Genomic DNA, 25,980 nt, shown 5'->3' with positions numbered 1-25,980 from the left:
CAATCCTCATAGCGAGCCAGCCCAAATAGGGTCCGGCTTTTTGTTTCAAGCGGGCATATCACGTTTTTATGTTGTCCATTATTGTTTGTTGAACGATAAAAACCATATTGAGGCCGCAGGTGAACAACTAGCGCCGCTTACGTCGATCTCAACGCAGGCGGCCCAGTCATCTTTACGACAAATCTTGCCGGAAAGGACCGGACGAGCAGAATGCTGCAGCATATCCGCAACCCAGCCCTGGCCGGCGCTTCCCGTGCGATCGGGCAGTCGCCCGACGATATCTATCAGTCGGCACTTGCCCATTCCGCAAGGGTGCGCAAGCTCAAGATATTCCTGCCGATCAGTGCAGCCATCATCTCCGCCGCCTTTATCGGGGTGGCGATCGTGCGCGCCTATCTGCCGGAAAACCTGTCGATCGAAAGCGCGCGCATCGAAAATGGCAAGATCGTCATGGAACGGCCCGCGATTTCCGGCCGCAACAGCGACGGCATCAGCTATTCGATGATTGCCAACCGCGCATTGCAGGATATCCAGAACCCGAACATGATCAGCCTCGAAAATGTCAAGGCGGCCGTGCCGATCAATGACGAGGTCGTTGCGCGTGTCACGGCCGCCGGAGCCGACTTCGATCGTGGCGCCGACAAGCTGGATCTTACCAAACCATTCGACGTTAATTTGTCCAACGGGATTACTGCGCGCTTCCAATCCGCCCGCCTCGATATACCGGGTGGATTGATGGATACGCCGGACCCGGTCAAAATCTCCATGGACGCGGGTTCCATTGTTGCGAACTCCCTGAAGATAACGGATAAGGGACACACAATCACCCTGATCGGCAAGGTTCAGGTCGACCTCGACCCTGCCCGCATCCGCAACCAAGGCAAATAGGGCACGGCCGCAATGACGAATCGACTCTTTCGTATCTCTTCCGCCGTGATGGCCACCGGACTCGTGTTCGGCCTTGCCTTCAGCGCGACCGCCCAGACCACCAGCAGCAAGATGGAAGGCTTGAAGCTTTCCAACGATGCGCCGATCCAGATCCAGAGCGACCAGCTGGAAATCAAGGATCAGGAAAAACGTGCCTTCTTCACCGGCAATGTGCAGGTGGTGCAGGGTACGACCACGATGAAGGCCGGCAAGATGACCGTGCTTTACAAAGGTGAAGGCGCTTCGGTGACCTCCGGCAGCACCGACATCGACAAGATCTTTCTCGACGACACCGTTTTCCTCACCTCGGGCACTCAGCAGGCGACCGCCGAAAAGGGCGAGTTCGACATGACCTCGCAGACCTTCGTGCTTTCCGGCAAGCAAGTGGTGCTTTCCGAAGGCGCCAACGTGTTTCGCGGCTGCAAGCTGACCGTGCAGATGGCGACCGGACAGGCGAAGCTCGATTCCTGCGGTGGCCGCGTGGAAATTATGCTCGACCCGAAGTCGCGGCCTAAGCAATAGAAATCCAAGCCCTTGAAAATACCTTTCCTCTCCAACCGGTCTGCCGACCGGTCGCCCGTGACCGAACCTTTCATTGCACGCGACAAGGCGCGCTATGAGGGTACGCTGGTGGCGCATGGTCTTTCCAAGACCTATGACACGCGGCGCGTGGTGAACGGCGTATCGCTGGTCGTGCGCAAGGGCGAGGCTGTCGGCCTGCTCGGACCGAACGGCGCCGGCAAGACGACGTGTTTCTACATGATCACCGGGCTTGTGCCTGTCGATGAGGGCATGATTGCCATCAATGGCAACGAGGTGACGCATATGCCGATGTATCGGCGTGCACGTCTCGGCGTCGGCTACCTGCCCCAGGAAGCCTCAATCTTTCGCGGACTGTCCGTCGAAGACAATATCCGGGCGGTTCTCGAAGTGCATGAACCGAACCGCGACAAGCGGGAAGCGAAGCTCGACGAGCTGCTGGACGAATTCCACATCAGCCAGTTGCGCAAGTCCGCGGCTGTCGCGTTGTCGGGTGGCGAACGGCGTCGCCTCGAGATCGCCCGCGCGCTGGCGACCGACCCTGCCTTCATGCTGCTGGACGAGCCGTTTGCCGGTGTCGACCCGATTTCCGTTTCCGACATCCAGAACCTGGTTCGCCACTTGACGGCGCGCGGTATCGGGGTACTGATAACGGATCACAACGTCCGCGAAACGCTGGGTCTCATCGACCGCGCCTACATTATTCACGCAGGCGAAGTCCTGACGCATGGCAGGGCCGACGATATCGTCAACAATCCGGATGTTCGTCGTCTTTACCTTGGCGACAAGTTCAGCCTCTGAGGCCAGAAAGAATCCACTTTCCCGCTTCGTGCCGCTTGACCAAATCTATCAAAAAAGCAATTCTTGTGCCAGTTGAAGGATGGCGCCGTAATCTCGGTGTCTCCCTCTCGACTATCGTGCGATGACCGCATGATTTTAAGGAGATCACGGGAGTTTCGCGTCCGCCATGGGGTTATCTGCCAGTCTTTTTCTGCGACAGAGCCAATCGCTGGTGATGACACCGCAGCTGATGCAGTCCATTCAGCTGCTGCAGATGACGCATTTTGAACTCAACCAGTTCATTGCGCAGGAAGTCGAGAAAAATCCGCTGCTCGAAATAGCGGCAGGCGACGGCGATGGTGATGCGGATTTAGGCGGGCTTGATCCCCGCGATCTGGAGTTTTCCGGTTCGCGCGAGGATGACGGACCGTTCGAAGGCCAGTCGGCGGCGCAAGCCGATATCGGCTCCCTCGACTGGTATGAGAGCGCAACCCGCGACGGCACGGCCAAGCTTGGCGATCACCTCGATGCCAGCCTTGAAAACGTGTTTCCCGACGACGCACCGGCACAGCGGCCGGACGCGCCCGAACTTCTCGGCCAGTGGAAATCGATGCCCGGCGGCGATGCCGGCGAGGACTACGACCTCGACGATTTCGTTGCGGGTCAGGTGACCCTGCGCGATCATCTCGGACAACAGCTGCCTTTCGTGGTGACCACCCCGGGCGACCGGTTGATCGCCCAGGACCTGCTCGACCAGCTGGACGATGCCGGCTATTTCCAGGGCGACATCGAAGAGGTCGCGGCCCGTCTCGGCAAGGCGCCGGAGGCGGTAGAGGCCGTTCTCATTCAGCTGCAAACCTTCGATCCACCCGGGGTATTTTGCCGTAGCCTGAGCGAATGCCTGGCGATCCAGTTGCGCCAGAACGACCGCCTGGACCCGGCCATGGCAGCGCTGATCGATCACCTCGATCTTCTCGCCAAGCGTGACTTTGCGTCTCTGCGCAAGATCTGCGGCGTGGACGACGAAGATCTGATCGACATGATGGCTGAAATCCGCAAGCTCAACCCGAAGCCGGGTGCGGGCTTCGAGGGCGGGTTCTCGCAGTCTATCTCACCTGATGTCGTGGTCCGGCCATCGCTTGATGGTGGATGGAACGTCGAACTCAATCCCGATACCCTGCCGCGCGTTTTGGTCAACCAGACCTATTTCAACACGGTCTCCAAACACTGCCCGAAGAACGGCGAAGATCACAATTTTCTGTCGGACTGCATGCAGACGGCGAACTGGCTCGCCCGCAGCCTCGACCAGCGCGCCAAGACGATCATGAAAGTGGCAAGCGAGATCGTACGCCAGCAGGATGCCTTCCTGCTGCACGGCGTCGATCACCTGCGACCACTCAACCTGAAGACGGTGGCAGAGGCCATCAAGATGCACGAATCCACCGTCAGCCGCGTCACCTCCAACAAGTATGTGCTGACGCCACGCGGCCTGTTCGAACTGAAATACTTCTTCACAGTGTCGATCGGCTCGGCGGAAGAAGGTGGAGACACCCATTCGGCCGAATCGGTGCGGCATCGCATCCGGTTGTTGATTTCTCAGGAGCTGCCGAGTGCCGTCCTGTCGGATGACGACATTGTCATCAGCCTCAAACAGGGCGGTGTCGAACTTGCGCGCCGGACGGTGGCGAAATATCGCGAGGCGATGAACATTCCGTCATCGGTGCAACGCAGGCGGGAAAAGCGCGCCATCGCGAAACTGGCAGCGTTCTAGCCTCACATATCGAGTGCAGTCATAGGCGACCCGGTATTCGCCACACGTGCCGCACAGATTGACATTCCGTTAATGGCAGTTTAGAGACCCGCCGCAACCTGACCGGGCGACACGGGATCTAAACCAATTCCCAAACCAATTTGGCCCTGCCATTCGTGAACCGCTTGGATCAAGAGGCCGGTTGGCGTAGACTGGAACATGCAAGTCACGACAATAAGGAGTAACTCCATGAGTGTGCGTGTATCCGGTAAACATATGGAAATCGGCGACTCGTTTCGACAGAAGATCGAGGACCACATCGGCGGTGCAGTGACCAAATACTTCGACGGGGGGTATTCGGGTCAGGTGATCGTCGAGAAGTCCGGCTCGCGTTTTTCGGCAGATTGCAAGGTGCATCTCGATACCGGGATCGTCCTGCATGCGGCCGGAGAAGCGAATGATCCACAGGCAAGTTTCGATGCTGCAGCGGAGCGGATCGAAAAACGCCTTCGTCGCTACAAGCGTCGACTGAAGGACCATCACGCCGGCAATCACGCGAACGGTTTTTCCGAAGTGGCTTACACGGTCATGGACCGGGTACCGGATGAAGAAGACGACGTGCCAGACGATTTCGCACCGACAATCGTTGCGGAAAGCACGAAGCAGTTGATGACCATGTCCGTTGCGACCGCCGTGATGGCGCTCGACATGACGGACGAACCGGTCCTGTTGTTCCGCAGCCCTGGAAAGGAGCTGAACATCGTGTACCGGCGCAATGACGGAAATATCGGTTGGATCGATTCCACCGGTATGAAGAACTAAAAACTCTCGGGAGAGCGCCTTTGGCGCTCTCTTCGCCCTTCGCGGCAAAAGGATGATAAGAATGGCTTTGGCGGATTTGCTGCAGCAAGATGCGATTGTTCCTGCCCTTAAAGTGACCTCCAAGAAGCAGCTTCTTCAGGAACTTGCTGTGAAAGCGGCCAAGCTGACGGGTGTTCCCGAGCGGGAGATCTTCGACGTCATCCTGCAACGGGAGCGGCTGGGGTCGACGGGCGTTGGCCACGGCATTGCCATCCCACATGGCAAGCTCAGCAGCATATCGTCCATCAAGGGCGTGTTCGCCCGCCTGGAATCGCCGATCGACTTCGAAGCGCTTGATGACGAGCCGGTCGATCTTGTGTTCCTGCTGCTCGCCCCAGAGGGCGCCGGTGCCGACCACCTGAAGGCGCTTTCGCGTATTGCCCGCGTATTGCGCGATCAGGATCTCGTCGCCAAGCTTCGCAAGACCGATTCCGCGTCGGCAATCTACGCCTTTCTGAATGCAGAACAGGCAAACCACGCCGCCTGAGGCGACTCTATACTCCTTTTCTATAGAGTAAAGCCGCCCGTTCGCCCTCGAATGGAGCGGCTAATCTTGTTTTCGAGCCCTCTTTAGAATTGCCTTTTGTCAAATTCGCCACATGTCTTTCCCGTTGAAGGAGATAGACATGAATGACGACATACGTGCCAGGATCGCTGCGAATGACAGACTGCTCAAGGCGGTTATCATCCTGCTGGCGATCAAGGATCCCCATCTTCTCGATGAGCTCGATGCAATCTTCAAAATTGCCGATGGTCAGGAGGGACTGATCGGCGATGCGGACAAGAAGACCCGAGCCCATCTCAATTCGGAACTGGCCCTGATCCGTTCCCTGGCGCATGTTTCGCTGGATACGACGCACTGATCCTTACCCGCGGTCGCCAAACGCAAATGGGCGCCCGAGGCGCCCATTTTTCTTGGAAAGGCTCTAAGGAGCTCAGTCCTTCTTGTCTTCAGCCGCCGCTGCTTCAACCTTCGGGCCGCCCTTGGCGACGCCGACCATGGCCGGGCGCAAGACGCGTTCGCCAATAATGAAGCCGGCCTGGACGACCTGCATGACAGTGTTGTTGGGTACGTCCGCATTCGGGATCTCGAACATGGCCTGATGGAAGTTCGGATCGAACTTCTCGCCTTCGGCATCGATCTTCTTGACGCCGTGCCGCTCGAGTGTCGACAGCATGCCACGCTCGGTCATTTCGACGCCTTCAAGCAGGCTCGTCAGCGTCGCATCGGCTCCGGCACGCTTGTCTGCCGGAACAGTGTCGAGCGCGCGGCGCAGATTGTCCGAGACGGCCAGCATGTCGCGGGCAAAGCCCGAGACGGCGTAGGACTTGGCATCCTTTACTTCACGCTCGGTGCGGCGGCGAAGGTTGTCCATCTCTGCAGCAAGCCGCATGAAACGGTCTCGCAAATCGGAATTTTCAGCCTTGAGCACATCGATCGGATCGGGCTCCTGCGCGAAGAAGGCTTCCCCTGCGCTCTGATCGGCGGCGTCTTCGAGAGCGGATGCTACGGCTTCCGCCGTGTTTTCGACAGCAGCTGCGTCAGGTCCGTTCTTCTTGGTTTCGTCGGTCATGACGGTCTCCGGTGCGTATTGGAATCTGGAAGGGTGGTTGCGCCCGATATCGAGGTTCGGGGCGAAAAAATCAAGGGCTTGGGAACATCCTAGCGGGATAGCCTTGCAAGCAGCTGCGCCGTGTAATCCACCATGGGCACAATGCGCGAGTAATTCAGCCGGGTTGGGCCGATCACGCCGACCGCGCCGACGATGCGTTCCTCGCCATCACGATAGGGCGCAACGATGAGCGAGGAGCCGGATAGAGAGAACAGTTTGTTTTCCGAACCGATAAAGATCCGCACGCCCGGCCCCTTTTCGGCAAGGTCGAGGATCTCGATCAGGCTGTCCTTCTTTTCGAGATCGTCAAACAGCAGACGCAGCCGATCGAGATCGCTGACGTCAGCCAGACCTTCCAAGAGGTTTGCCCGGCCGCGGACGATAAGCTGGCCCGGCTTTCCGTCCTCCTGATCGCCCGACCAGAAGGCGAGGCCTCGCTCCACCAGATCATGCGACAGCGTGTGAAGCTCGCTTGCGACCTGTTCCTTCAGCATTTTCATCTGGCCGCGAAATTCCGGCAGCGTCTGGCCGGCGAGATGCGCGTTGAGGAAATTTGCGGCCTCGCCAAGCTGCGACGAGGTTACGCCGGCCGGCAGATCGATGATGCGGTTCTCCACCTGGTTATGATCGCCAACGAGGACGGCGAGCGCCTTGGTGGGCTCCAGGCGGATGAACTCGACATGTTTGAGGACGGGATCGTTCTTGGCGGTGATGACGATGCCGGCGCCGCGCGAGACGCCAGACAGCATCAGGCTTGCATCGGCCATCAGGTTTTCGAGCGTCTGATCGCGATCCGGCGGACGGATCTGCCGGTCGATGCTGGCGCGGTCTTCTTCCGAGAGATTGCCGACCTGCATGAAGGCATCGACAAAGAAGCGCAGGCCCGTCTGGGTCGGCATGCGGCCTGCACTGATATGCGGCGAGTAGATGAGGCCGAGCTCTTCGAGATCGCTCATGACGTTGCGCACGGAAGCCGGTGACAGCGACATTGGCAGAAGTCGCGACAGATTGCGCGAACCGACCGGCTCGCCGGATTCCAGATAGCTTTCCACGATGCGGCGAAAGATTTCCCGCGAACGATCATCAAGCACGGAGCCGTTGTCGCGACCCGTCAGTCCCGGAAATACCATTGGCCCCTTTACCATGCTGCTAATCTCATCTCCCAGATATAGTCGCTCACTTGCGCATCCGCAAAAGGGAAATTCTTTGCAAATGCCGGCTCCGAGCCTTAGAAGGCGGAAACAATAATCCAGGGAGTGACGGATGCGGCCTTCAGGCAGACAGACAAATCAGATGCGCAAGATTTCGTTCGAGCGCAATTTCTCCAAGCATGCCGAGGGCTCCTGTCTCGTCAAGTTCGGCGATACCCATGTTCTGTGCACCGCAAGCCTTGAAGAAAAGACGCCGCCGTGGCTGCGCAATTCCGGCAAGGGCTGGGTCACCGCCGAATACGGAATGCTGCCGCGCGCCACCGGCGACCGGATGAAGCGCGAGGCTGCGACCGGCAAGCAGGGTGGCCGCACCCAGGAAATCCAGCGCCTGATCGGCCGTTCGCTGCGCGCCGTGGTCGATCTTTCCGCGCTTGGCGAAAAGCAGATCACCATCGACTGCGACGTGATCCAGGCCGATGGCGGCACCCGTACGGCGGCCATCACCGGCGGCTGGCTGGCGCTGTATGATTGCCTGAAATGGATGGACACCCGCTCGATGATCAAGCTCGACAAGGTTCTGAAAGACCATGTCGCGGCGATCTCGTGCGGCATCTTTGCAAGCCAGCCGGTCATCGATCTCGACTATCTCGAAGATTCGGCCGCCGAGACAGACGCGAATTTCGTCATGACGGGTAGCGGCGGCATCGTCGAGATTCAGGGCACGGCCGAGGGTGTCCCCTTCAGCCAGGAGGAACTCCTCAACCTGCTGTCGCTGGCACAGGACGGCACCCGGGAACTGGTAGCTCTGCAGAAGCAGGCGATCGGCGGCTGATTTCAACGCTGGCTGATCCAAGAGTTGCGAGGGGCAGTCTTCCTTTCCGGAGAGACTACCTCTCGATCGAACCTCCTCCCCCGCCTTCATGGCGGGCAGCATCAGACAAGGGAGCCACTGTTTTGATCGACAGCATTCTCGAAACAGCGCTCTATGTCGATGATCTCGATGCGGCGGAAGCCTTTTACGGTGAACTGCTCGGGCTTGAACGGGTGTTGCGGGCCGGCGATCGCCACGTGTTTTACCGATGCGGACCCGGCATCCTGTTGATCTTCAATCGCGCCGAGACGCTGAAGCCGCCGCCTGATGATGCGCTGCCGGTTCCGCCGCACGGCACGGCAGGCCCGGGGCATGTGTGCTTTCGTATGGAAGGCCCGGCGATTGACAGAATGGCAGAAAAGCTCAACAAGGCGGGCATCGTGATTGAAAGCGATTTTCGCTGGCCAACCGGCGCCCGATCCCTCTATTTCCGCGACCCGGCCGGCAACAGCCTGGAATGCGCAGAGCCGAGGCTCTGGAATCTATAGGAACCTTCATGCGCAAGCTTGAGACGAAAACGATCGTCGTTGCCAGCCACAATGCCGGCAAGATCCGCGAGATTGCCGAATTGATCGGTCCGTTCGGCTTTTCGGCGAAGTCTGCGGCCGAGCTGAAGTTCGAGGAACCGGACGAGACCGGCACGACGTTTGAGGAAAATGCGGCGATCAAGGCGCTTGCGTCTGCCAAGGCGTCCGGCCTGCCCGCCCTTTCCGACGATAGCGGCATCGTCATCGATGCGCTGGACGGTGCTCCCGGTGTCTATACCGCCAACTGGGCCGAGCGCGAGGATGGCAGCCGTGATTTCGCGATGGCGATGCAGAAGGTGGAAGACGCGCTGCAGGAAAAGGGTGCGACCACGCCCGACAAGCGCAGCTGCCGTTTTGTGAGCGTTCTCTGCCTTGCCTGGCCGGATGGCCACACCGAACTCTTCCGCGGCGATGTCGAGGGCGTTGTCGCCTGGCCGCCGCGGGGTGATGCCGGGTTCGGTTACGACCCGATCTTCCAGCCGGAAGGCCATAAGACCACGTTTGGTGAAATGACCAGCGAGGAAAAGCACGGCTGGAAGCCCGGCGATGAAGATGCGCTTTCGCACCGGGCGCGTGCCTTCAAGCTGTTCGTTGAAACCTGCCTGGAGGCCTGATCCCCATTGAACGCCGTCGCTCCCCTTTTTCCCGGCATGCTGCTACCCGACACGGGTGAGCCGGGCTTCGGCGTTTACGTGCACTGGCCGTTTTGCGCGGCCAAATGCCCCTATTGCGATTTCAACAGCCATGTCCGCCACCAGCCCGTGGATCAGCTCCGCTACACCGCCGCGTTTCTGAAAGAGATGGAAACGATGCGGAAGATGAGCGGGCCGAAGACGGTCACGAGCATCTTTCTGGGCGGCGGTACGCCTTCGCTGATGGATCCTTCAACCGTCGGGGCGATCCTCAACGGGATCGCGCAGCACTGGCATGTGCCTGACGGGATCGAGATCACGATGGAAGCCAACCCTTCCAGCGTCGAGGCGGAACGCTTTCGCGGCTACCGGGCTGCCGGCATCAACCGGGTCTCGATGGGCGTGCAGGCGCTCAACGATACGGATCTCAAATTCCTCGGCCGCCTGCATGACGTGGCAGACGCGCTGAAGGCGATCAAGCTGGCACGCGAGATCTTTCCGCGCATGTCGTTCGACCTGATCTACGCCCGTCCCAAGCAGACGGTGGAGGCCTGGGAAGCGGAGCTGAAGCAGGCCATTTCCTATGCCGTCGATCACCTTTCCCTCTATCAGCTGACGATCGAGGAAGGCACGCCGTTCTACGGCCTGCACAAGGCCGGCAAGCTGATCGTTCCAGATGATGAGCAGTCGGCGCTGCTCTACGAGGCGACGCAGGAGATCACGGCCGCGCATGGCATGCCGGCCTACGAGGTTTCCAACCACGCCAAGCCGGGTGCTGAAAGCCGGCACAACCTGACCTACTGGCGCTATGGCGACTATGCCGGCATCGGCCCTGGTGCGCATGGTCGCCTGACGCGGGGACGCGACAAGATCGCCACCGCCACCGAGCGACGTCCGGAAACCTGGCTGGACCAGGTCGAGACACAAGGCCACGGCATGGTCGACCAGGAACTGCTAGGCTTCGACGAGCAGGCGGACGAGTTGCTTCTGATGGGACTGCGCCTGACCGAAGGCGTCGACCTGGCGCGCTGGCAGGAGCTTTCCGGCCGCGATCCGGACCCGGTCCGCGAAGAGCGGCTTCTGGAACACGGCTTTATCGAGCGGCTGGGAAATTCCAGGCTGCGCTGCACGCCGTCCGGCATGCTGATCCTCGATGCTGTTGTTGCCGACCTCGCCTGCTGACTAGGCCTTTACCGCCGTCACATGCAGCCATTCGGTCGGCCGGTCATCATAGCCGCTGCCGTCGTTCGTGCTTATCTCGAGCGATGACCACGTGACGGTCCTGTAGGCCTGTTCGAGCCAGGGCCGCGACGGGTTGTTGTAATAGCGACCTATCGCATCCGTCATCTCTTCGCCGCCGGTCTTGTAGCTTGCGTAGAAAATGCCGCCAGGGCGCAGCGCCCGATGGATGCGGGCAAGGATATCGGCAAGATCGTTTATCGGCGTGTGGAGAAGGCAGGCATTGGCCCAGACGCCGTCATAGGCCGCCACGCTGGCGATATCCCCGAAGCGCAGTACCGCAACCGTGCGCCCCAGGCGGCGCGAGGCTTGCTCTGCCATTTCCGCAACGCCATCCGTCGGGGTGACGTCAAAGCCGCGTTCAATCATGAAACCGCTGTCGCGGCCATTGCCGCAGCCGAGTTCCAGAATTAGGGCACCCGGAGAGATGCGGGAGAGAAATGCTTCCAGCCTGATCTCGTTCGCCTTTTCCCGATAACCGGCATAGGCCTTCGCATTGTCGGCGTAGAAGCGGAGGGTCTGATCGTGCTCCGCCATGGCTTTTACTTTTGTGACAGGAGAAGCTTGGTGCCGAAGCCGACGAAGACGGTGGCAACGCCGAGGTCGATCTTCTGCTTGGCCTTGAGATAGGCGCTCGCTACCCGCGGATGGGTGATCAGGCCGACCAGAAACGTATAGTAACAGGCCGAAACCGCGACCATGACAGCGATTGCCGCTAGCCCGTAGAGAAACGGCGTGCCCGCCGGCATGGTAGCGGCAAACAGCGAGGCAACGAAGAGAGCCGATTTCGGGTTGGCGAGGTTGGTCGCAAGCCCCAGTCGGTAAGCCTTCCTCAGCGGTATCTCGCGTTCTGTGGGGGCAAATTCGGGCGTTGTCCGGGCCTTCCGGACGTCCATGAAGACGCGCAGGCCGAGCCATACGAGATAAAGACCGCCGACGATCTTCAGCGCGACATAGGCGAAAGGGGCTGCCTGAAACAGGGCATTGATCCCGAGCCAGCCCGCAAAGCCCCACAGGCATGTTCCGGTAATCGTTCCCATGGCTGCCGTAAGGGCAACCCTGCGCGGTGCTGTGAGGCAATAGCGGATCACCAGCAGCGTATTTGGCCCGGGGGTAATGCAGGCGACAGCCCAGATGGTCGCCACGGATAAAAGAAACACGACACGCTCCTCGCACACCAGAAAAATTGGTGTGCGCCAGAAGCCAAATCCCGTCAACGCCCGGACAAACAAAAGCCGGCTCTCATCCGATGGGTAAGAGCCGGCTTCGGTCGGTCAGTCGATGATCACAGATTGTTTTCGTTGATCAAGCGCTTCAGAAGCTCGACCTCGTGGCTGAGCTTGCTGTCGCCCGAGATCAGGTCCTCGATCTTGCGAACCGCATGCAGCACGGTCGTATGGTCGCGGCCACCAAACCGACGGCCGATTTCCGGGAAGGAGCGCGGCGTCATGGTTTTCGAGAGGTACATGGCGACCTGGCGCGGCTTGACGATGACGCGGGTGCGGCGGTTGGAGACCAGTTCCTGCCGCGAGACGTTGTAATGGCGTGCCACGACGCGCTGGATATCCTCGATCCGGACGCGCCTTGCTTCCCCGGCGCCGACCAGATGGGCGAGAAGCTCGTCGACGCGCTCGATCGAGAGGTTCGGCTCAAACGAGCGACGGAACAGCAGCTGGTTGAACGCGCCTTCCAGTTCGCGACCGGTGCTGACGACGCTGCGTGCGACGTGATCGAGAATTTCGTGCGGGATATCGAGCGATGGATCATCCTGCTGGGCAGCCGCGAGACGACCTTTGAGCATTTCCATGCGCATATCGTAATCCGGCGTCTCGACCTCGATGGCCACGCCGCCCTGCAGACGCGAGCGAACCCGCGGATCGAGCGATTCCAGCTCCCAGGGCGCGCGGTCGGCAGCAACCACGACCTGCTTGGCGCTGTCGAGCAGCATGTTGAGCAGATGGCAGAATTCGTTCTGGATCATCTTGCCCTGCAGGAACTGCATGTCGTCGATGATCAACAGATCGATATGGCGCAGGCTGTCCTTGAGCGTCAGGGCATCATTGTCGCGGATCGCGGTTGCGAAACGCCACATGAAATATTCGGCGGTGAGATAGACCACGCGCGGCATGCGGGGGCTGCCGACGGCGGCGTTGGCGATGGCCTGCAGAAGGTGGGTCTTGCCGAGACCGACACCGGAATGAATAAACAGCGGGTTGAAACGCACGGCACCGGCACCGGCTTCCGCAATCGTCTTGGCAGCGGCAAGCGCCACGCGGTTCGAGGCGCCTTCAACGAACGTGTCGAACGTATAACGGCTGTCGAGTGGCGAACCGAACAACGGGCCGGGCTGCGAGGACTGGCGAACCGGGGTGGACGCGGCCGTCGGGAACGTGGCGATTTTGCCGATCTCACGCGGTGCAGACGGGCGTTGCGACGCGACAGGTGCCGGAGCATCCGAGCCAATGACGCCGTCCTGGACATCCGATACCGGCTTTGCAGCGCGGGTTGCCGTGCGGACCAAGATCTCCACCTTGAGGATCTCGGCATCTTCCGCCTGGAAGATCGACGTGATCAGATCAAGATAACGGTTGTTGATCCAAGACTTCAGAAACGTCGTGGGCACCGTGAGCCTGACGACACTCTTCGAGACGGTGTGAAGCTTAAGTCTTGCAAACCAGCTTGCGTAAACATCCTGGCCGACCTGTGCTTTAAGACGCACACTGAATCGCTCGAAAAGAGCATCATGCTTCATAACTGGTGTTTCCCCTGCCGCCTGTGCGCAAACGGAATCAAACGCCTGTCGTGCATTGCCCCCGTTGCCGGTTGCACGAGCCGATACGTTATTCATTTGCATTATTCGCCGCCTTTTCCATAGGAGCCCGGCGGTTCTGTTTCCCGCCAGGACACATTCTTTTTAACTACGTCCGACAGCCCGTCTCCGTGCGGAAACGACGACTGCCCTTCCCCATCGATCAAACTTCCAGGCCAACCGCCCGGACCATCAAAGATCGATCCGGATCACCTCGTCTGATCCAGACCTGCGGGAGCCAACCCGCAACTCAGCGCACGCTCCATCCTCGTTATGAAGAGCCGCTGACTTCCCACTGCCTTCTTCCGACTCCCCAGTCGGCCCCGTCACGCATAAGTTCAGCTGTTGCCGGAAAAGCCAATTTCCGGCTTGCAACCATCGGTTAAATAAGGAAACGAGAAAAACATCTCGCCGCAAGCTGCTTAAAGTCCCCGGGCCGCTCGGTGTCGAGCGGTTGCCGGCAGGCTCTAGGAGTGATCTCCATGCCTCTCGCTAAAAGCCATTTAGGCAGGATCAAATGGCAAGATCAATGATGAATTTTACGCAAAATCCGAGCGCGACCGTTGACTCTCCGGGTGCGATTTGAATGGCCGGAGGGTTGCGGAGAAGAATCCCAGTTGAATCAATGGGATTCAAAATCCATCTATTTCTGATGGTACGATTCAGAGAAAAAATAAAAAAAACCTTGACTCAGAAAGCAGGCGGCGGGTTGGCGGAATTGCCGCCAGACTTGGGCAGACCTCTCATAAGCCTTTGTAATTCATCGGGAAAATCTGTCACGCACCTGACACGTAACCGTTACTGAGCCGGTTAACGAAGTGCAAAGGGCCGAGAATCACAAAAAGCCCGGTCGACCGACCAGGCTTTTGATGCATGCACGCTAAAGGTGATATTAGGCGGAGAGTGCCTTGACGCGAGCTGCCAGGCGCGAGACCTTGCGGGACGCCGTGTTGCTGTGAAGGACGCCCTTCGTTGCAGCGCGTGCGATTTCCGGCTGAGCTGCCTTCAGAGCAGCAGCAGCGACGGATACGTCACCCGTTGCGATCGCTTCTTCAACCTTGCGGATAAAGCCACGAACGCGCGAGCGGCGGGACTTGTTGACTGCGGTACGGCTAGCGATCTTGCGGGTCGCTTTTTTCGCCGAAGTTGTATTGGCCATATCATGCCTCTCTACGAATTCGAACCAAAACTCCGCCGTTGCCGCGTAGGTCCTGCGACCATCAATCCAGCAATTCGGGAGCAATAGAGGAAGCCGTCGATCAGGCTTTCTCAACTGTGGGCGGGCATATAACCGGTATAGCGCGCCTCGTCAACGCGGATTCGCATGAAGGGTGCCGCTGAATTTGCCGTTTGGCGGAGTCCCGCGTCCTTTTCGCGACCATAACCCCTCCCACTCTCCTTATAGGGATGCGTGTTCAAACATCACCTGCAACGGCTGATCACTTCTGGCAGCGCGGGCAGTAGAAGGTGGAGCGGCCGGCCTGGGTGATGCGGGCAACGGTGCCGCCGCAGCCCGGCGTGCGGCAGGGCTTATCCTCCTGGTCATAGACAGAGAAGGAATGCTGGAAATACCCAAGCGAGCCGTCCGTCTGGATATGGTCGCGCAGAGACGAGCCGCCGGCTGCAATCGCGTCGGCAATGACAGCGCGGATCGCTTCCGTCAGCAGCACCAGCTCCTTCTTCGGCCGGCCCGTGGGCGTGACGATGCTGCCCGCTGCCCTCTTCGGCGACAGGTGTGCACGCCACAGCGCCTCGCAGACATAGATATTGCCGAGACCGGCGATCACGGTCTGATCGAGCAGCGTGCTCTTCAATGGCTGCGCCTTGCCGGAAAACCGCTTGCCGAGATACTCCGCATCGAGCGCGTTGCCGGTCGGCTCCGGACCGAGTTGTGCGAAGGCCGGGTAGAGATCGAGCTCGCTGCGCTTTGCCAGATGCAGGAAGCCGAAACGGCGCGGATCATTATAGATGACCTTCAATGTCTCGGTGCCGCGCTCGAGATGAAAGACGACGTGGTCGTGCTTTTCGTCCTTGGAGCGGGGATGATGGAATGTGCCCAGCGCCTCCTCCTCGACCCGGAACGAGCCGGACATGCCGAGATGGGCAATGATGGTCAGATCGTCTTCGAGATCGATCAGCAGGTATTTGGCGCGTCTGCCGAGGGCTATGATCTGCCGGCCTTCGACTGCGGCGACAAGATTTTCCGGGAACGGAAAGCGCAGATCGGTGCGGTTCAGCTGCAGCCTTGCAAGCTTTGCTCCCTCCATGGCCGGAGAAAGGCCGCGACGAACGGTTTCGACCTCTGGCAATTCGGGCATGGTCTACCTAACTTCCTGTTTCAACGATGCCGCCGGTGCTCTATAGACCGGTCGGTAATCCACCACATAGCGTCCGGAAACCGGTTTCGCTATGGTCCGCCTGGATAGAGACACCGAGGAGCTGCCCATGACCGAAGCCCGCACCCGCGCCGAAGGCGGAATGGAAACCTCCTATGGCTTCCGCCAGGTGGCCGATGGGGAAAAGCAGGGCCTCGTCAACGACGTATTCCACAAGGTCGCCAAGCGCTATGACGTGATGAACGACGTCATGTCGGCGGGCATGCACCGGGTGTGGAAGGACGCGATGATTACCGCGCTCAATCCGCGCAAGGATGCGAGCTACCGGACGCTGGATGTGGCGGGCGGCACCGGCGACGTCGCATTCCGCATCGTCGAGGCCTCGGGCCTCAAGGCCCATACGACGGTGCTCGATATCAATGGCTCGATGCTGGCCGTGGGTGCCGAGCGGGCGCAGAAGAAAAAGCTGTCCGGCAATCTCGATTTCATCGAGGCGAATGCAGAATCCCTGCCCTTCGAGGACAATTCCTTCGACGCCTATACGGTCGCCTTCGGGATCCGCAACGTTCCGCGCATCGACGTGGCGCTGTCTGAAGCCTTTCGCGTGCTGAAACGTGGCGGACGGTTGCTGGTTCTGGAATTTTCGGAAGTCGAACTTCCGCTGCTCGACAAGTTTTACGACGAGTGGTCGTTCCGGGCGATCCCGCGCTTCGGCAAGATGATCACCGGTGATTCCGAGCCCTACCAGTATCTGGTGGAATCGATCCGCAAATTCCCCAACCAGGAAAATTTCGCAGCGATGATCCGCACCGCCGGTTTTTCGCGCGTGAGCTACACCAATTATACCGGCGGGATCGCGGCGCTGCATTCCGGCTGGAAGCTCTGAAGCGATGAGCACGATCGGCGCTTATTTCCGGCTCGCCCGTGTCGGCTGGGTTCTTGTCCGCGAGGGCGTGGTTTCGGCCCTGCCGACCCAGGACCTGCCGCCGGCCGTCGGCATTCTCAAGTCCATGCTCGAGCCGCTCACCCGTTTCAGGGCAAAGAAGCAGCCCCGCAGCGAAAGGCTGACCCGCGCCGTGGGAAGGCTTGGTCCTTCCTATGTGAAGATCGGCCAATTTCTCGCCACCCGCCCGGATGTCGTCGGCGTCGACTGGGCCGTCGATCTTGCCATGCTGCAGGACCGGATGGCCTTCTTCCCCACGGATGCTGCAAAAACCGCCGTCGAGACCTCGCTTGGCCGCCCGATCAGCGATCTCTACACATCGTTCCACGAGCCGATCGCGGCCGCCTCGATCGCGCAGGTGCATCCGGCCGAAGTGAACGGCAAAAAGATGGCCGTGAAAGTGGTGCGCCCCGGCGTGCGCCAGCGTTTCGCAAATGACATCGAAGGCATGTATGTGGTTGCCCGCATGCAGGAACGGCTGATGCCCTCCAGTCGAAGACTTCGCCCGATCGAGGTGACGAAGACGCTGGAACAGACCACCAAGATGGAAATGGACCTGCGCCTTGAGGCTGCGGCCCTTTCCGAAATCGCCGAAAACACGAGGGACGATCCCGGTTTCCGCGTGCCCGAGGTGGACTGGGAGCGGACCGGTCGCGATGTCATCACCATGGAGTGGATCGACGGCGCCAAGATGAACGACGTCCCGAAGCTGAGGGCTGCCGGCCACGATCTGGAAAAGCTCGCAGAAGTGCTGATCCAGTCCTTCCTGCGTCACACGCTGCGCGACGGCTTTTTCCATGCCGACATGCATCCCGGCAACCTCTTCGTCGAGCGGGACGGTACGATCGTCGCGGTCGACATGGGGATCACCGGACGGCTTGGCAAAAAGGAACGGCGGTTCCTCGCCGAAATCCTCTACGGCTTTATCACCCGCGACTATATGCGTGTCGCCGAGGTGCATTTCGAAGCGGGCTATGTGCCTGCGCATCACGACGTTGCAGCCTTCGCGCAGGCGATCCGGGCGATCGGCGAGCCGATCCACGGTCAGCCCGCCGAAACCATCTCCATGGCCCGGCTGCTGGCGCTGCTGTTCGAAGTGACCGACCTGTTCGAGATGCAGACCCAGCCGCAGTTGATCCTCTTGCAGAAGACCATGGTCGTCGTCGAAGGCGTTTCGCGTATCCTCGACCCGCGTTTCAACATGTGGAAGGCCGCAGAGCCGGTCGTCGGCCAGTGGATCCGCGACAATCTTGGCCCCAAGCGCATCGCATCCGACCTTAAGGACGGGATGAAGGCAGGGCTGAAGCTCGCCGAAGCCTTGCCGGAGATTGCCGCCAAGACGGAAACCCTGCACCGGGAACTCGTTCACATGAGCGAACACGGCCTGCGTTTCGATCCCGAAACGGCAGACGCGATCGGCAAGGCGGAAGCCCGGCACAGCCGCTCCGGCCGCTGGGCACTGTGGATCATCGCGATCTCGCTCGTCGTCATCGCCTTCGCCGTCGTCTGAAAAGGCGGGTTGCGACATCAGATGTCCAGGTTCTGGGATATACCTTGGACGACAGGATGAATTAGTGTGCGGGCAAAAAGGAATGCCATGTCCGCCGCACCCAAAAACCCAGACCGCATCACAATCGAACTCACCGGCCAGCCGATCGGCTTTGCCGAGCTGATCAAGATCGGCCGTGGCGAAGTAACCGTGACAGCCAGTGCCGAAGGGCTTGCCCGTGTCGCTGCGGCGCGGTTGGTGCTGGAAAGCACGATTGCCGAGGGCACGCCCGTCTATGGCGCGACGACCGGCGTTGGTGCGATGAAGGACGTCGCGTGGTCGCCGGAAGAGCTGGACGCTTTCAATATCGGGCTCGTCCGGGCCCATCACTTCGGCACCGGCGAACCGTTTCCGATCTGCGTCGTGCGCAATGCGATGGCGTTGCGCGTCAACACGGCGCTGACGGGCTATGTGGGCTGTTCGACCGAACTGGTTCAGGCCTATCTTGAACTCCTCAAGGCCGACGTCATTCCGATCGTGCGGCGCACCGGCTCGATCGGCTGCGCGGATATCGGCCTGATGGGGCAGATCGGTGCTGTCCTGACCGGCGTCGGCGAGGCTGTCTTCGAGGGACGCCGCCTGCCCGCGGCGGAAGCCTTTGCGGCGGCAGGCATCGCGCCCATGAAAATGGCGCCGCGCGACAGTCTTGCCTCACTCAGCGTCAATTCCGTCAGCTTTGCGGCCGCCGCCGACGCGACGCGCACGGCGGCCTGCGCCATCCGCACGCTGCTTGCCACCGGCATGGCCGCTTCCGGTGCCATGGGCGGCTCCCGCGATCCGTGGATTGCCGTCACCCATGTGGGCACGCCGCGCGAAGCGATGATCGGAAAATGGCTGTGCAACGCATCCGAAGGCTGGGACTGGCCGAAGGCGACGCAAATCCAGGACCCGTTGAGCCTGCGCATGATCGCGCAGGTGTTCGGCACCGTGTTTGAAAGCGTGCTGACCGCCGGCCACAAGATCCTCGCGGCAACGGGCCGCTCCGACGACAACCCCGTGATCGTCGACGGCCGGGTTCTGACATCAGGCGGTTCACTGCCGCTCGACGTTACGGTGCTCCTGGAATCGGCGTCGCTGACGATGGCGCATGCGGCGCGCAACGCCTTCAACCGCTGCGTTCTTCTTGGAAACGGCCAGCGCCGCGATCTGCCGGTCAATCTGGTTCCGCATGGCGTGATCGCAACCGGTTTCGGGCCGATCATCAAGCTGGCCGGGGAAATCTTCTCACGCGTGCTGTCGATGACCAACCCGGTTTCGGCTCAGTCGCTGGTGGTGGCCGGCGGTATGGAAGACGAGGCAGCCTTTCTGCCGCTGGTGATCGAGCGTTTCGAGCGACAGGTGCAGGCGCTGCAGCGACTGGCGGCGCTGGAAGCGCTTCTGGCAGCCCAGGCGATGGATATCCATGGCGACGAGCCGGGCGGTGCGGTCAAGCTGATCTACGATGCCGTACGCCGCCATGCAGCCTTCTACACGGTCGATCGGCCGCTTTCGGCGGAGGTTGAGGCGATCGAGGCGGAACTCGCGTCCGAGGCCTTCCTGACAGAGCTGATCGCCATCTCGCCGATCCATGCGATCGACGGTTTCTTTGCGCTTGGTGGCTTCGGCATGCAGGGCGTACAACCCACGCAAGCGTGAGCGTAATGCGCCTTTATTCCGCCGGGTTCTTCAGACTTTCTTGAAGGAATATAGTCCTTTCGCGTGCCCCAGGTGGCCATTTGGAGTTTGCCCATGGCGCTTGGCGCTTCCCGACGGCTGCAGGACGGCGTCGTTGCCGTCGAAACGATGACGCGATTTGCGCTGGCAGTGCTGGCGCTGGCATCGGGCGTCTATACCTATCTCGGTGCCCGCACCATTCTCGACGGGTCGCCGACGGCGGTGTTCTTTGCCGCGATCATCTATTCCGTGTCGGTGTCGGTCGGCATCTATGCCTTCTGGTCCTACATGGCGCGGTTCTATCCGCATATCACATCGCGGACCGGGCGCACGGCAATGCTGGCAGTGATGGCCGCAGGTGCCGTGATGATCATGGCGATGTCGAGCTGGCTGAACGCTGCGGCACTTGCCGGTTCGTCCGCCGTCGAACAGCACCTTTCCGAAACCGTGGAAGCCTATACGGCCGATCTCGACCGCGCGCACCAGAACGCGATCGCCGCGCAGAGCCTGCTGCCGGATATCCAGCGCGCCGGTGAACGGTTCTCGCAGCTCGCCGGTGTCGAGCGCCAGTCCGGTTCGCTGACCGGCACCACCGGCTCCGGCAGCGTGGTGCAGTTGCTCACCCAGATGTCGGCCCAGATGAAATCGCTGGAAGGCAATATCAACGGGTCGCGCGAACAGGTGGCCGATCTTTTCGAACAGGGCCAGAAGCGGCTTGAGGCGATGCGCGGGCTGGTCTCGGCGCCGGGCGATATCGGACCCCGCGCCGACCAGTTCTCGACCGAGGCCGTGGCGCTGACGGGCGTCGTATCCTCGCTGTCGCAGACCTCGATCGCGCCGTCCATCCGTCGTGCGGCAGACGATCTGGCGATCGGCTTTATCGCGCCGGTGCCGGACGGGGCAGCGCCCGACCTCGTCAACCGCCAGAACCAGGTGATGGAGACGGTGAAGGCTTCGGTGAGCGCGCAATCCAAGGCGCTGGCCAAGGCTGCCGACGAAATCCTGTCGCGGCCGACTGTGGGAGAACGGCGCTTCGTGCCGCTTTCGCCGGCAGGCGCCGTTCTGGAATATGCCGGCGACTTTATTCCCGCCTGGGCCGGCGCGATCTCCATCGACCTTCTGCCGGGTGTGATGGTGTTCATCCTGGCCGTCGTGCATGGCGCGATCCGGAGACAGGAGGACCCGCTTCCGTTTGCCGAGCGCATTACCGCTGCCGAGCTTTTGCAGGCGCTCGAAGTCCAGCGCGCCGTCAGTGCCAGCGGCATGAGCGTGGAACAGGCGACCACCGCCATGGAAAAGCCCGAGACATCGCAGGAGGATGCCCGATTGGCCGAGCTGAAGGCGGACGAGGTGAAGGCCGAAGAGGTTAAGGCCGAAGAGGTTAAGGCCGACGAGAATACCAATATCACCAGTCTCGATCCGAAAACGCGCCGGGACCGCAGCCATGAGGATCGGTGAGGCAATCCGCCGGCTCGACGACGGTGTCATCCTGCGCGGCGTCTTCTATCTCATGCTCGGCATTTCCGGCATTTTCCTGGTGACCGACATTCGCGAGATCGCGACCGCAAAGCCCGAGAGCCCGGGGTACGATCCGATGCGCGAGACGGATCCCGTCCTGCCACCGGCGCTGACCGAGGGGCGACCGGCAGCGCCGCCCGTCGAGCCTTCAAGCCCGGCAGACGTGCTGCGCAAGGCGATGACCTTCAACCTGACAACGGGTGGCATTCTGAAGGCTGAAGGAGCGATCGAGCCGGGTGCCGCCGAGCGCTTTGCGACCGAGATCGAAGCCCGCGGCGAATATGTGAAGACGGTGTCGCTCAACTCCCCCGGCGGCTCGGTGGGCGACGCAATCGCCATGTCGAAGCTGATCCGAGAGAAGAAGCTGGCCACGCTTGTGGTGACCAAGGGGCTCTGTGCTTCCTCCTGCCCGATCGTGTTTGCCGGTGGTGTCACGCGGGTGGCCCAAAAGGATGCGGTGATCGGCGTGCACCAGGTGTTCAACGGCGGCCGCAACAGGCCGAGCGCCGACGAGGCGATGTCCGGCGCACAGGCGACCACGGCGCGCGTCTCGCGGCATCTGGAGGAAATGGGGATCGGCTCCGGCCTGTGGCTGCACGCACTGGAGACCCCGCCGGACCGACTGTACTATCTGACGCCGAAGGAAATGACGGATTTCAAACTGACGACCTCGCCGGCTCCCGCCGTCAACGCGTCGGCCAAGAAGAGCTAGCTTCGCTGCGTGATACTGCGCGACAGCAGTGCTGCCGCGAGGGCGAGCGCCAGCATCGTGCCGGTAAAGGCCGATACGGCCCACCAGCCATCGGCGCTCCAGAAGTGGCCGCCCACCGAGCCGGCGACGCTCGAGCCCAGATAATATCCCAGAAGATAGAGCGAGGAGGCGTGTCCCTTGGTGCCTTTCGCCATGCGGCCGACCAAAGCACTTGCCACCGAATGGGCGATGAAGAAGCCGGAGGTGAGCAGGACGATGCCGAGAATGATCAGCGGCAGCGGCGTGGCGAGTGTGATGACGACGCCTGTAAATGCCAGGACGATGCCGGTGAGCATGACGGCGAAATGGCCGAAGCGATCTCCGAGTAGACCGGCGGCCCAGGAAGCGACGATGCCGAACAGATAAACCGTGAAGATCAGCCCGAGCTCCGTCTGGTCGAGGCTGTAGGGTGCGTCCACAAGCCGGAAGCCGATGTAATTGTAGATGGTGACGAACGCGCCCATCAGCAGGAAACCGATGGCAAACAGCAGCGCCAGGGCCGGATGGTTCAGGTGACCGAGCCAGGCATCGACATGATAGCGCAGGCTGGATTTGCGGGGCACGAAGTTGCGCGATGGCGGCAGGAGAACGAGAAAGCCGATGGCGGCGACGATGCCGAGCGCGCCCATGCCGACAAGCGCCAGACGCCAGGAGAAATATTCCGCCAGAACCCCGGTGACGACACGCCCCGCCATGCCGCCAAAGGCGTTGCCGGCGATATAGAGACCCATCGCGGCGCCAAGACCTTTCGGATCGACTTCCTCCGACAGATAGGCCATCGCGACCGCCGGAACGCCGCCAAGCAACAGGCCTTCCAGCGCACGAATGATCAGAAGCAGGTTCCAGTTGGGCATGGCGGCACAGGCGATGGTGCAGATCGAAGCGCCGAGCAGAGACACGAACATCAGGCTGCGGCGGCCGAACCGCTCCGACACGGCGGCGGCGCAAAAGATGGCGAGTGCCAGAAAGCCCGTCGACAGCGACAGGGACAGCGAGCTTGCAGCCGGACTGACGCCGAAATCACGCGCGAAGATCGGCATCAGCGGCTGGACGCAGTAGAGCAGCGCAAAGGTTGAAAAGCCCGACATGAAGAAGGCGAGACTTGCCCTACGATAGGCCGGCGTGCCGCGGACGAGATAGAGCTTCTCCCCCTCGCCCGCTTCTGCAAGAGCTTGACCGTTCGGTGCCGCGGGCAGATCGGCGTTCAGGGATGCGGAGGCGGGCATGGGGAATTCGACCTTTCAGATCCATCAAACGTAGCCAGTCGGTTCCCATTAATCCAATATATGGCGCAGGCGTTCTTGATAGGTTTTACAGATACCGATGGAACTGAGGCATATCCGCTATTTCCTCGCTGTCGCCGAGGAGCAGAATTTCACGCGGGCTGCGGCACGGCTTGGTATCGGCCAGCCACCGCTCAGCCAGCAGATCCGCGATCTCGAAACCGAAATCGGTGCAGCGCTTTTTCACCGGGTGCCGCATGGTGCGGAATTGACTGCGGCCGGCGCAGCGTTTCTGCCCGAAGCGCGGGCTTCGCTTGCGGCAGCAGAGGCTGCGAAACTTTCTGCCCGGCGTGCCGCGCGCGGCGAGACAGGAAAGCTGGCACTGGGCTTTACCGCGTCTGCGGCCTTCAACCCGGTCGTAACCGGCGCTATCCGGCGTTTCCGGAGCGAGTGGCCGGGCGTTGCGCTGTCGCTGGCGGAAATGAACAGCAACTGGCTGATCGAGAAACTGGAACGCGGCGAGATCGACGCCGCCTTTATCCGTCCAGGGTTGGAAGACCCGAAGGCGGTGCGGCTGAAACGTCTGGCGGACGAGCCGATGCTGATCGCACTGCCGGCGAACCATGAGCTGGCGACCTTACGGACCGTGCCGATCGCAGCGCTTGCAGGAGAGCCCTTCGTGCTGTTTCCGCGCACGGTGGGTCTCAGCCTGTTCGACGATATCCTCAGCGCCTGCCGCGATGCGGGGTTCGAGCTCAACGTCACCCAGGAAGCGCCGCAGATCCCGTCCGTGGTCAATCTGGTTGCCGCAGGGCTGGGCGTCTCGATCGTCCCGGGCTCCATCACGAAGATCGCCATCGAGGGCGTCGTGTACCGGCCGATCGAGGGGCCGGGACCGGTGGCGCGACTGGGCATCGCCGTGATGAAGGCACAGCGTTCCCCGATCGCGCTCAACCTGTTCGAACTGGTCTAGGCTGACCGGTTAGCCCTTGATCTCGCGTTCGCAGAAGGTGATGCGATTGCTGAAAGGATCCGTCACGGACACCTCCAGACCCCAGGGCGCCTGATGCAGCCCCGGCCGCATATATGGATAGTCCTTGGCATTGAGTTCATCGTGGAGCGCTGCAGCACCGGTGATGGGGACAAACACGCGGGCACCCGGCGAGGCATCGCCCGCATGTTCGGACAGATGCATCAGCATGCCGCTGCGCGATATCTGGCAATAGAGCGGTGCGTCGGGAGCGAACCGATGCTCCCAGTCGACGGTGAAGCTTAAGAACCCGCAATAGAACTCCATCGCCTTGCCGACGTCGAAAATGCGGAAGATCGGGATGGCCGGCTGGATCAGGGTCTGGCTTGAGGCAGGTTCGACCGACTTGAAATCATTCATTGCGACCGCCGTTCATCGGAGTTTCACCACTCTTGCTGCAGGACGATTGCATGTTCAAGAACAAAACCCTAGCTTCCGGTCACTTCGAAAGCGGGCGGGCTATGGAACTCAAAGACAAGCGTATCCTTCTCATCATCTCCGGCGGGATCGCGGCTTACAAGAGCCTCGACCTGATCCGGCGGCTGCGCGAACGCGGCGCCTCGGTGCGGCCGGTCATGACCAGGGCTGCCCAGGAGTTCGTGACGCCGCTTGCCGTCGGGGCATTGTCGGGCGGGCATGTCTATACGGAGATTTTTTCGCGCGAGGACGAGCAGGATGTCGGCCATATCCGGCTGGCGCGCGACGCGGACCTCGTGATCGTCGCACCCGCAAGTGCCGACCTGATGGCAAAGATGGCCCACGGAATGGCGGACGACCTGGCAAGCGCCGTGCTTCTGGCGACCGATCTGCCCGTGCTGGTGGCGCCTGCCATGAACCCGAAAATGTGGTCGGCTCCTCCGACGAAACGCAATGCCGAGACACTGAAGGCTGATGGCATCCATATGATTGGCCCGATGGTTGGCGAGATGGCTGAGAGCAACGAGGCCGGCGCCGGCCGGATGGCAGAACCGTTGCAAATCGCTGCCGCGGCGATTGCGCTGCTTGATGCTTCGCCGAAACCGCTGGCCGGCAAGACCGCCATCGTGACCTCCGGCCCCACCCATGAGCCGATCGATCCGGTGCGCTACATCGCCAACCGCTCATCCGGCCGTCAGGGCCATGCGATTGCTGCGGCGCTGGCGAAACTCGGTGCCGATGTGACACTCGTTTCAGGCCCAGTGACAATCCCCGATCCCGATGGCGTCACGACGCTGCATGTGGAAACGGCGGCCGAGATGCTCGAGGCCGTGACAAGCCGTCTCCCCGCCGATATCGCC

Annotated in this window: 26 protein-coding genes and 1 pseudogene; 18 read left to right on the top strand and 9 right to left on the bottom strand. The window is 61.0% G+C overall.

The window, feature by feature from the left end; all coding sequences use genetic code 11:
• Window positions 1-210: 210 nt before the first annotated feature.
• The 7 genes from lptC (at window position 211) to ASF70_RS07705 (ending at window position 5,721) form a co-directional block, all read left to right on the top strand.
• Window positions 211-888: an LPS export ABC transporter periplasmic protein LptC gene (gene lptC, locus ASF70_RS07735; RefSeq protein WP_062578831.1), complete on the top strand. Its 678-nt coding sequence runs from the start codon at window positions 211-213 to the stop codon at window positions 886-888.
• Between the two features lie 12 nt (window positions 889-900).
• Window positions 901-1,449, top strand: coding sequence for an LptA/OstA family protein (locus ASF70_RS07730; protein ID WP_062454026.1), 549 nt, complete (start codon window positions 901-903; stop codon window positions 1,447-1,449).
• 57 nt (window positions 1,450-1,506) lie between these two features.
• Entirely contained in the window at window positions 1,507-2,268 is a 762-nt protein-coding gene (gene lptB / locus ASF70_RS07725; protein ID WP_244474022.1) for an LPS export ABC transporter ATP-binding protein, read from the top strand.
• Window positions 2,269-2,434: 166 nt separating this feature from the next.
• Window positions 2,435-4,018, top strand: coding sequence for an RNA polymerase factor sigma-54 (gene rpoN / locus ASF70_RS07720; protein ID WP_062578827.1), 1,584 nt, complete (start codon window positions 2,435-2,437; stop codon window positions 4,016-4,018).
• 228 nt (window positions 4,019-4,246) lie between these two features.
• Window positions 4,247-4,819 (top strand): ribosome-associated translation inhibitor RaiA, encoded by a 573-nt coding sequence (raiA, locus tag ASF70_RS07715; RefSeq protein WP_062454028.1) that lies wholly within the window; start codon window positions 4,247-4,249, stop codon window positions 4,817-4,819.
• A 61-nt stretch (window positions 4,820-4,880) separates the two neighbouring features.
• On the top strand, window positions 4,881-5,345 hold the full coding sequence (gene ptsN / locus ASF70_RS07710; protein WP_062454029.1) for a PTS IIA-like nitrogen regulatory protein PtsN: 465 nt from the start codon (window positions 4,881-4,883) through the stop codon (window positions 5,343-5,345).
• A gap of 139 nt (window positions 5,346-5,484) precedes the next feature.
• Window positions 5,485-5,721 carry a hypothetical protein gene (locus ASF70_RS07705; RefSeq protein WP_062454030.1) on the top strand — a complete coding sequence of 79 codons (237 nt, stop codon included), beginning with the start codon at window positions 5,485-5,487 and terminating at the stop codon, window positions 5,719-5,721.
• A gap of 72 nt (window positions 5,722-5,793) precedes the next feature.
• On the opposite strand, the gene grpE is transcribed toward ASF70_RS07705, so the two are convergent.
• Window positions 5,794-6,432, bottom strand: a complete 639-nt coding sequence (grpE, locus tag ASF70_RS07700; RefSeq protein ID WP_062454031.1) for a nucleotide exchange factor GrpE — start codon at window positions 6,430-6,432, stop codon at window positions 5,794-5,796.
• An 89-nt stretch (window positions 6,433-6,521) separates the two neighbouring features.
• Window positions 6,522-7,601, bottom strand: coding sequence for a heat-inducible transcriptional repressor HrcA (gene hrcA, locus ASF70_RS07695; protein ID WP_062454032.1), 1,080 nt, complete (start codon window positions 7,599-7,601; stop codon window positions 6,522-6,524).
• A 133-nt stretch (window positions 7,602-7,734) separates the two neighbouring features.
• Between hrcA and rph the strand changes: the two genes are divergently transcribed.
• The 4 genes from rph (at window position 7,735) to hemW (ending at window position 10,834) form a co-directional block, all read left to right on the top strand.
• On the top strand, window positions 7,735-8,454 hold the full coding sequence (gene rph, locus ASF70_RS07690) for a ribonuclease PH (RefSeq protein ID WP_062578824.1): 720 nt from the start codon (window positions 7,735-7,737) through the stop codon (window positions 8,452-8,454).
• A 122-nt stretch (window positions 8,455-8,576) separates the two neighbouring features.
• Window positions 8,577-8,981 (top strand): VOC family protein, encoded by a 405-nt coding sequence (locus ASF70_RS07685; protein ID WP_062578823.1) that lies wholly within the window; start codon window positions 8,577-8,579, stop codon window positions 8,979-8,981.
• A gap of 8 nt (window positions 8,982-8,989) precedes the next feature.
• Entirely contained in the window at window positions 8,990-9,634 is a 645-nt protein-coding gene (gene rdgB, locus ASF70_RS07680) for an RdgB/HAM1 family non-canonical purine NTP pyrophosphatase (protein ID WP_062578821.1), read from the top strand.
• 36 nt (window positions 9,635-9,670) lie between these two features.
• A complete protein-coding gene (hemW, locus tag ASF70_RS07675; RefSeq protein WP_062454924.1) occupies window positions 9,671-10,834 on the top strand; it encodes a radical SAM family heme chaperone HemW in 1,164 nt (387 codons plus the stop codon).
• On the opposite strand, the gene ASF70_RS07670 is transcribed toward hemW, so the two are convergent.
• The 5 genes from ASF70_RS07670 to mutM all read right to left on the bottom strand — a co-directional run bounded on the left by ASF70_RS07670 (window position 10,835) and on the right by mutM (window position 16,018).
• Window positions 10,835-11,428, bottom strand: a complete 594-nt coding sequence (locus tag ASF70_RS07670; protein ID WP_062578819.1) for a class I SAM-dependent methyltransferase — start codon at window positions 11,426-11,428, stop codon at window positions 10,835-10,837.
• A 5-nt stretch (window positions 11,429-11,433) separates the two neighbouring features.
• Window positions 11,434-12,051: a LysE family transporter gene (locus tag ASF70_RS07665; protein ID WP_062454926.1), complete on the bottom strand. Its 618-nt coding sequence runs from the start codon at window positions 12,049-12,051 to the stop codon at window positions 11,434-11,436.
• Between the two features lie 125 nt (window positions 12,052-12,176).
• Window positions 12,177-13,745, bottom strand: a complete 1,569-nt coding sequence (dnaA, locus tag ASF70_RS07660) for a chromosomal replication initiator protein DnaA (RefSeq protein WP_062454037.1) — start codon at window positions 13,743-13,745, stop codon at window positions 12,177-12,179.
• Window positions 13,746-14,592: 847 nt separating this feature from the next.
• Window positions 14,593-14,859 carry a 30S ribosomal protein S20 gene (gene rpsT / locus ASF70_RS07655; RefSeq protein ID WP_062454038.1) on the bottom strand — a complete coding sequence of 89 codons (267 nt, stop codon included), beginning with the start codon at window positions 14,857-14,859 and terminating at the stop codon, window positions 14,593-14,595.
• 280 nt (window positions 14,860-15,139) lie between these two features.
• Window positions 15,140-16,018 (bottom strand): bifunctional DNA-formamidopyrimidine glycosylase/DNA-(apurinic or apyrimidinic site) lyase, encoded by an 879-nt coding sequence (gene mutM / locus ASF70_RS07650; protein WP_062578817.1) that lies wholly within the window; start codon window positions 16,016-16,018, stop codon window positions 15,140-15,142.
• 127 nt (window positions 16,019-16,145) lie between these two features.
• Between mutM and ubiE the strand changes: the two genes are divergently transcribed.
• The 5 genes from ubiE (at window position 16,146) to ASF70_RS07625 (ending at window position 22,411) form a co-directional block, all read left to right on the top strand.
• The gene (gene ubiE, locus ASF70_RS07645; protein ID WP_062454932.1) at window positions 16,146-16,922 is read left to right on the top strand and encodes a bifunctional demethylmenaquinone methyltransferase/2-methoxy-6-polyprenyl-1,4-benzoquinol methylase UbiE; all 777 of its coding nucleotides are present in this window, start codon (window positions 16,146-16,148) and stop codon (window positions 16,920-16,922) included.
• A 4-nt stretch (window positions 16,923-16,926) separates the two neighbouring features.
• Complete coding sequence (ubiB, locus tag ASF70_RS07640) at window positions 16,927-18,489, top strand: 2-polyprenylphenol 6-hydroxylase (RefSeq protein WP_062578815.1); 1,563 nt, start codon at window positions 16,927-16,929, stop codon at window positions 18,487-18,489.
• 87 nt (window positions 18,490-18,576) lie between these two features.
• Complete coding sequence (locus ASF70_RS07635; RefSeq protein WP_062578812.1) at window positions 18,577-20,163, top strand: aromatic amino acid lyase; 1,587 nt, start codon at window positions 18,577-18,579, stop codon at window positions 20,161-20,163.
• A 93-nt stretch (window positions 20,164-20,256) separates the two neighbouring features.
• Entirely contained in the window at window positions 20,257-21,639 is a 1,383-nt protein-coding gene (locus tag ASF70_RS07630; protein ID WP_062578810.1) for a hypothetical protein, read from the top strand.
• The gene (locus ASF70_RS07625) at window positions 21,626-22,411 is read left to right on the top strand and encodes an ATP-dependent Clp protease proteolytic subunit (protein ID WP_062578808.1); all 786 of its coding nucleotides are present in this window, start codon (window positions 21,626-21,628) and stop codon (window positions 22,409-22,411) included. Before ASF70_RS07630 ends, ASF70_RS07625 begins: the two co-directional genes overlap by 14 nt.
• Here ASF70_RS07625 and ASF70_RS07620 read toward each other — a convergent pair.
• Complete coding sequence (locus ASF70_RS07620) at window positions 22,408-23,676, bottom strand: MFS transporter (RefSeq protein WP_082471816.1); 1,269 nt, start codon at window positions 23,674-23,676, stop codon at window positions 22,408-22,410. The two genes, ASF70_RS07625 and ASF70_RS07620, sit on opposite strands and share 4 nt — an antisense overlap.
• A 97-nt stretch (window positions 23,677-23,773) precedes the next feature.
• On the opposite strand from ASF70_RS07620, the gene ASF70_RS07615 reads away from it, so the two are divergent.
• Complete coding sequence (locus tag ASF70_RS07615; protein ID WP_062578806.1) at window positions 23,774-24,646, top strand: LysR family transcriptional regulator; 873 nt, start codon at window positions 23,774-23,776, stop codon at window positions 24,644-24,646.
• Between the two features lie 9 nt (window positions 24,647-24,655).
• Here the strand turns inward: ASF70_RS07615 and ASF70_RS07610 are convergent.
• Window positions 24,656-25,018: pseudogene (locus tag ASF70_RS07610) on the bottom strand (glyoxalase superfamily protein); the annotation flags it as partial.
• A gap of 146 nt (window positions 25,019-25,164) precedes the next feature.
• Here ASF70_RS07610 and coaBC point away from each other — a divergent pair.
• Window positions 25,165-25,980 (top strand): bifunctional phosphopantothenoylcysteine decarboxylase/phosphopantothenate--cysteine ligase CoaBC (coaBC, locus tag ASF70_RS07605; RefSeq protein WP_244474021.1); only part of this gene is annotated, 816 nt, incomplete at its 3' end.

Origin of the sequence: Rhizobium sp. Leaf321 (assembly GCF_001423215.1) — a bacterium.
Lineage (GTDB): Bacteria > Pseudomonadota > Alphaproteobacteria > Rhizobiales > Rhizobiaceae > Neorhizobium > Neorhizobium soli.
Note: the sequence above shows the minus strand (reverse complement) of the source record. Positions and strands in the feature narration are given on the sequence as shown.

Coding starts and splice junctions, on each gene's coding strand:
- rpsT (WP_062454038.1), bottom strand. CDS start 14,859: ATGGCCAATACAACTTCGGCGAAAAAAGCGACCCGCAAGATCGCTAGC.
- ubiE (WP_062454932.1), top strand. CDS start 16,146: ATGACCGAAGCCCGCACCCGCGCCGAAGGCGGAATGGAAACCTCCTAT.
- ptsN (WP_062454029.1), top strand. CDS start 4,881: ATGGCTTTGGCGGATTTGCTGCAGCAAGATGCGATTGTTCCTGCCCTT.
- grpE (WP_062454031.1), bottom strand. CDS start 6,432: ATGACCGACGAAACCAAGAAGAACGGACCTGACGCAGCTGCTGTCGAA.
- hrcA (WP_062454032.1), bottom strand. CDS start 7,601: ATGGTATTTCCGGGACTGACGGGTCGCGACAACGGCTCCGTGCTTGAT.
- rph (WP_062578824.1), top strand. CDS start 7,735: ATGCGGCCTTCAGGCAGACAGACAAATCAGATGCGCAAGATTTCGTTC.
- lptC (WP_062578831.1), top strand. CDS start 211: ATGCTGCAGCATATCCGCAACCCAGCCCTGGCCGGCGCTTCCCGTGCG.
- ASF70_RS07730 (WP_062454026.1), top strand. CDS start 901: ATGACGAATCGACTCTTTCGTATCTCTTCCGCCGTGATGGCCACCGGA.
- rpoN (WP_062578827.1), top strand. CDS start 2,435: ATGGGGTTATCTGCCAGTCTTTTTCTGCGACAGAGCCAATCGCTGGTG.
- ASF70_RS07620 (WP_082471816.1), bottom strand. CDS start 23,676: ATGCCCGCCTCCGCATCCCTGAACGCCGATCTGCCCGCGGCACCGAAC.
- ASF70_RS07705 (WP_062454030.1), top strand. CDS start 5,485: ATGAATGACGACATACGTGCCAGGATCGCTGCGAATGACAGACTGCTC.
- ASF70_RS07670 (WP_062578819.1), bottom strand. CDS start 11,428: ATGGCGGAGCACGATCAGACCCTCCGCTTCTACGCCGACAATGCGAAG.
- raiA (WP_062454028.1), top strand. CDS start 4,247: ATGAGTGTGCGTGTATCCGGTAAACATATGGAAATCGGCGACTCGTTT.
- ASF70_RS07615 (WP_062578806.1), top strand. CDS start 23,774: ATGGAACTGAGGCATATCCGCTATTTCCTCGCTGTCGCCGAGGAGCAG.
- ASF70_RS07625 (WP_062578808.1), top strand. CDS start 21,626: ATGAGGATCGGTGAGGCAATCCGCCGGCTCGACGACGGTGTCATCCTG.
- dnaA (WP_062454037.1), bottom strand. CDS start 13,745: ATGCAAATGAATAACGTATCGGCTCGTGCAACCGGCAACGGGGGCAAT.
- mutM (WP_062578817.1), bottom strand. CDS start 16,018: ATGCCCGAATTGCCAGAGGTCGAAACCGTTCGTCGCGGCCTTTCTCCG.
- ASF70_RS07635 (WP_062578812.1), top strand. CDS start 18,577: ATGTCCGCCGCACCCAAAAACCCAGACCGCATCACAATCGAACTCACC.
- ubiB (WP_062578815.1), top strand. CDS start 16,927: ATGAGCACGATCGGCGCTTATTTCCGGCTCGCCCGTGTCGGCTGGGTT.
- ASF70_RS07630 (WP_062578810.1), top strand. CDS start 20,257: ATGGCGCTTGGCGCTTCCCGACGGCTGCAGGACGGCGTCGTTGCCGTC.
- rdgB (WP_062578821.1), top strand. CDS start 8,990: ATGCGCAAGCTTGAGACGAAAACGATCGTCGTTGCCAGCCACAATGCC.
- hemW (WP_062454924.1), top strand. CDS start 9,671: ATGCTGCTACCCGACACGGGTGAGCCGGGCTTCGGCGTTTACGTGCAC.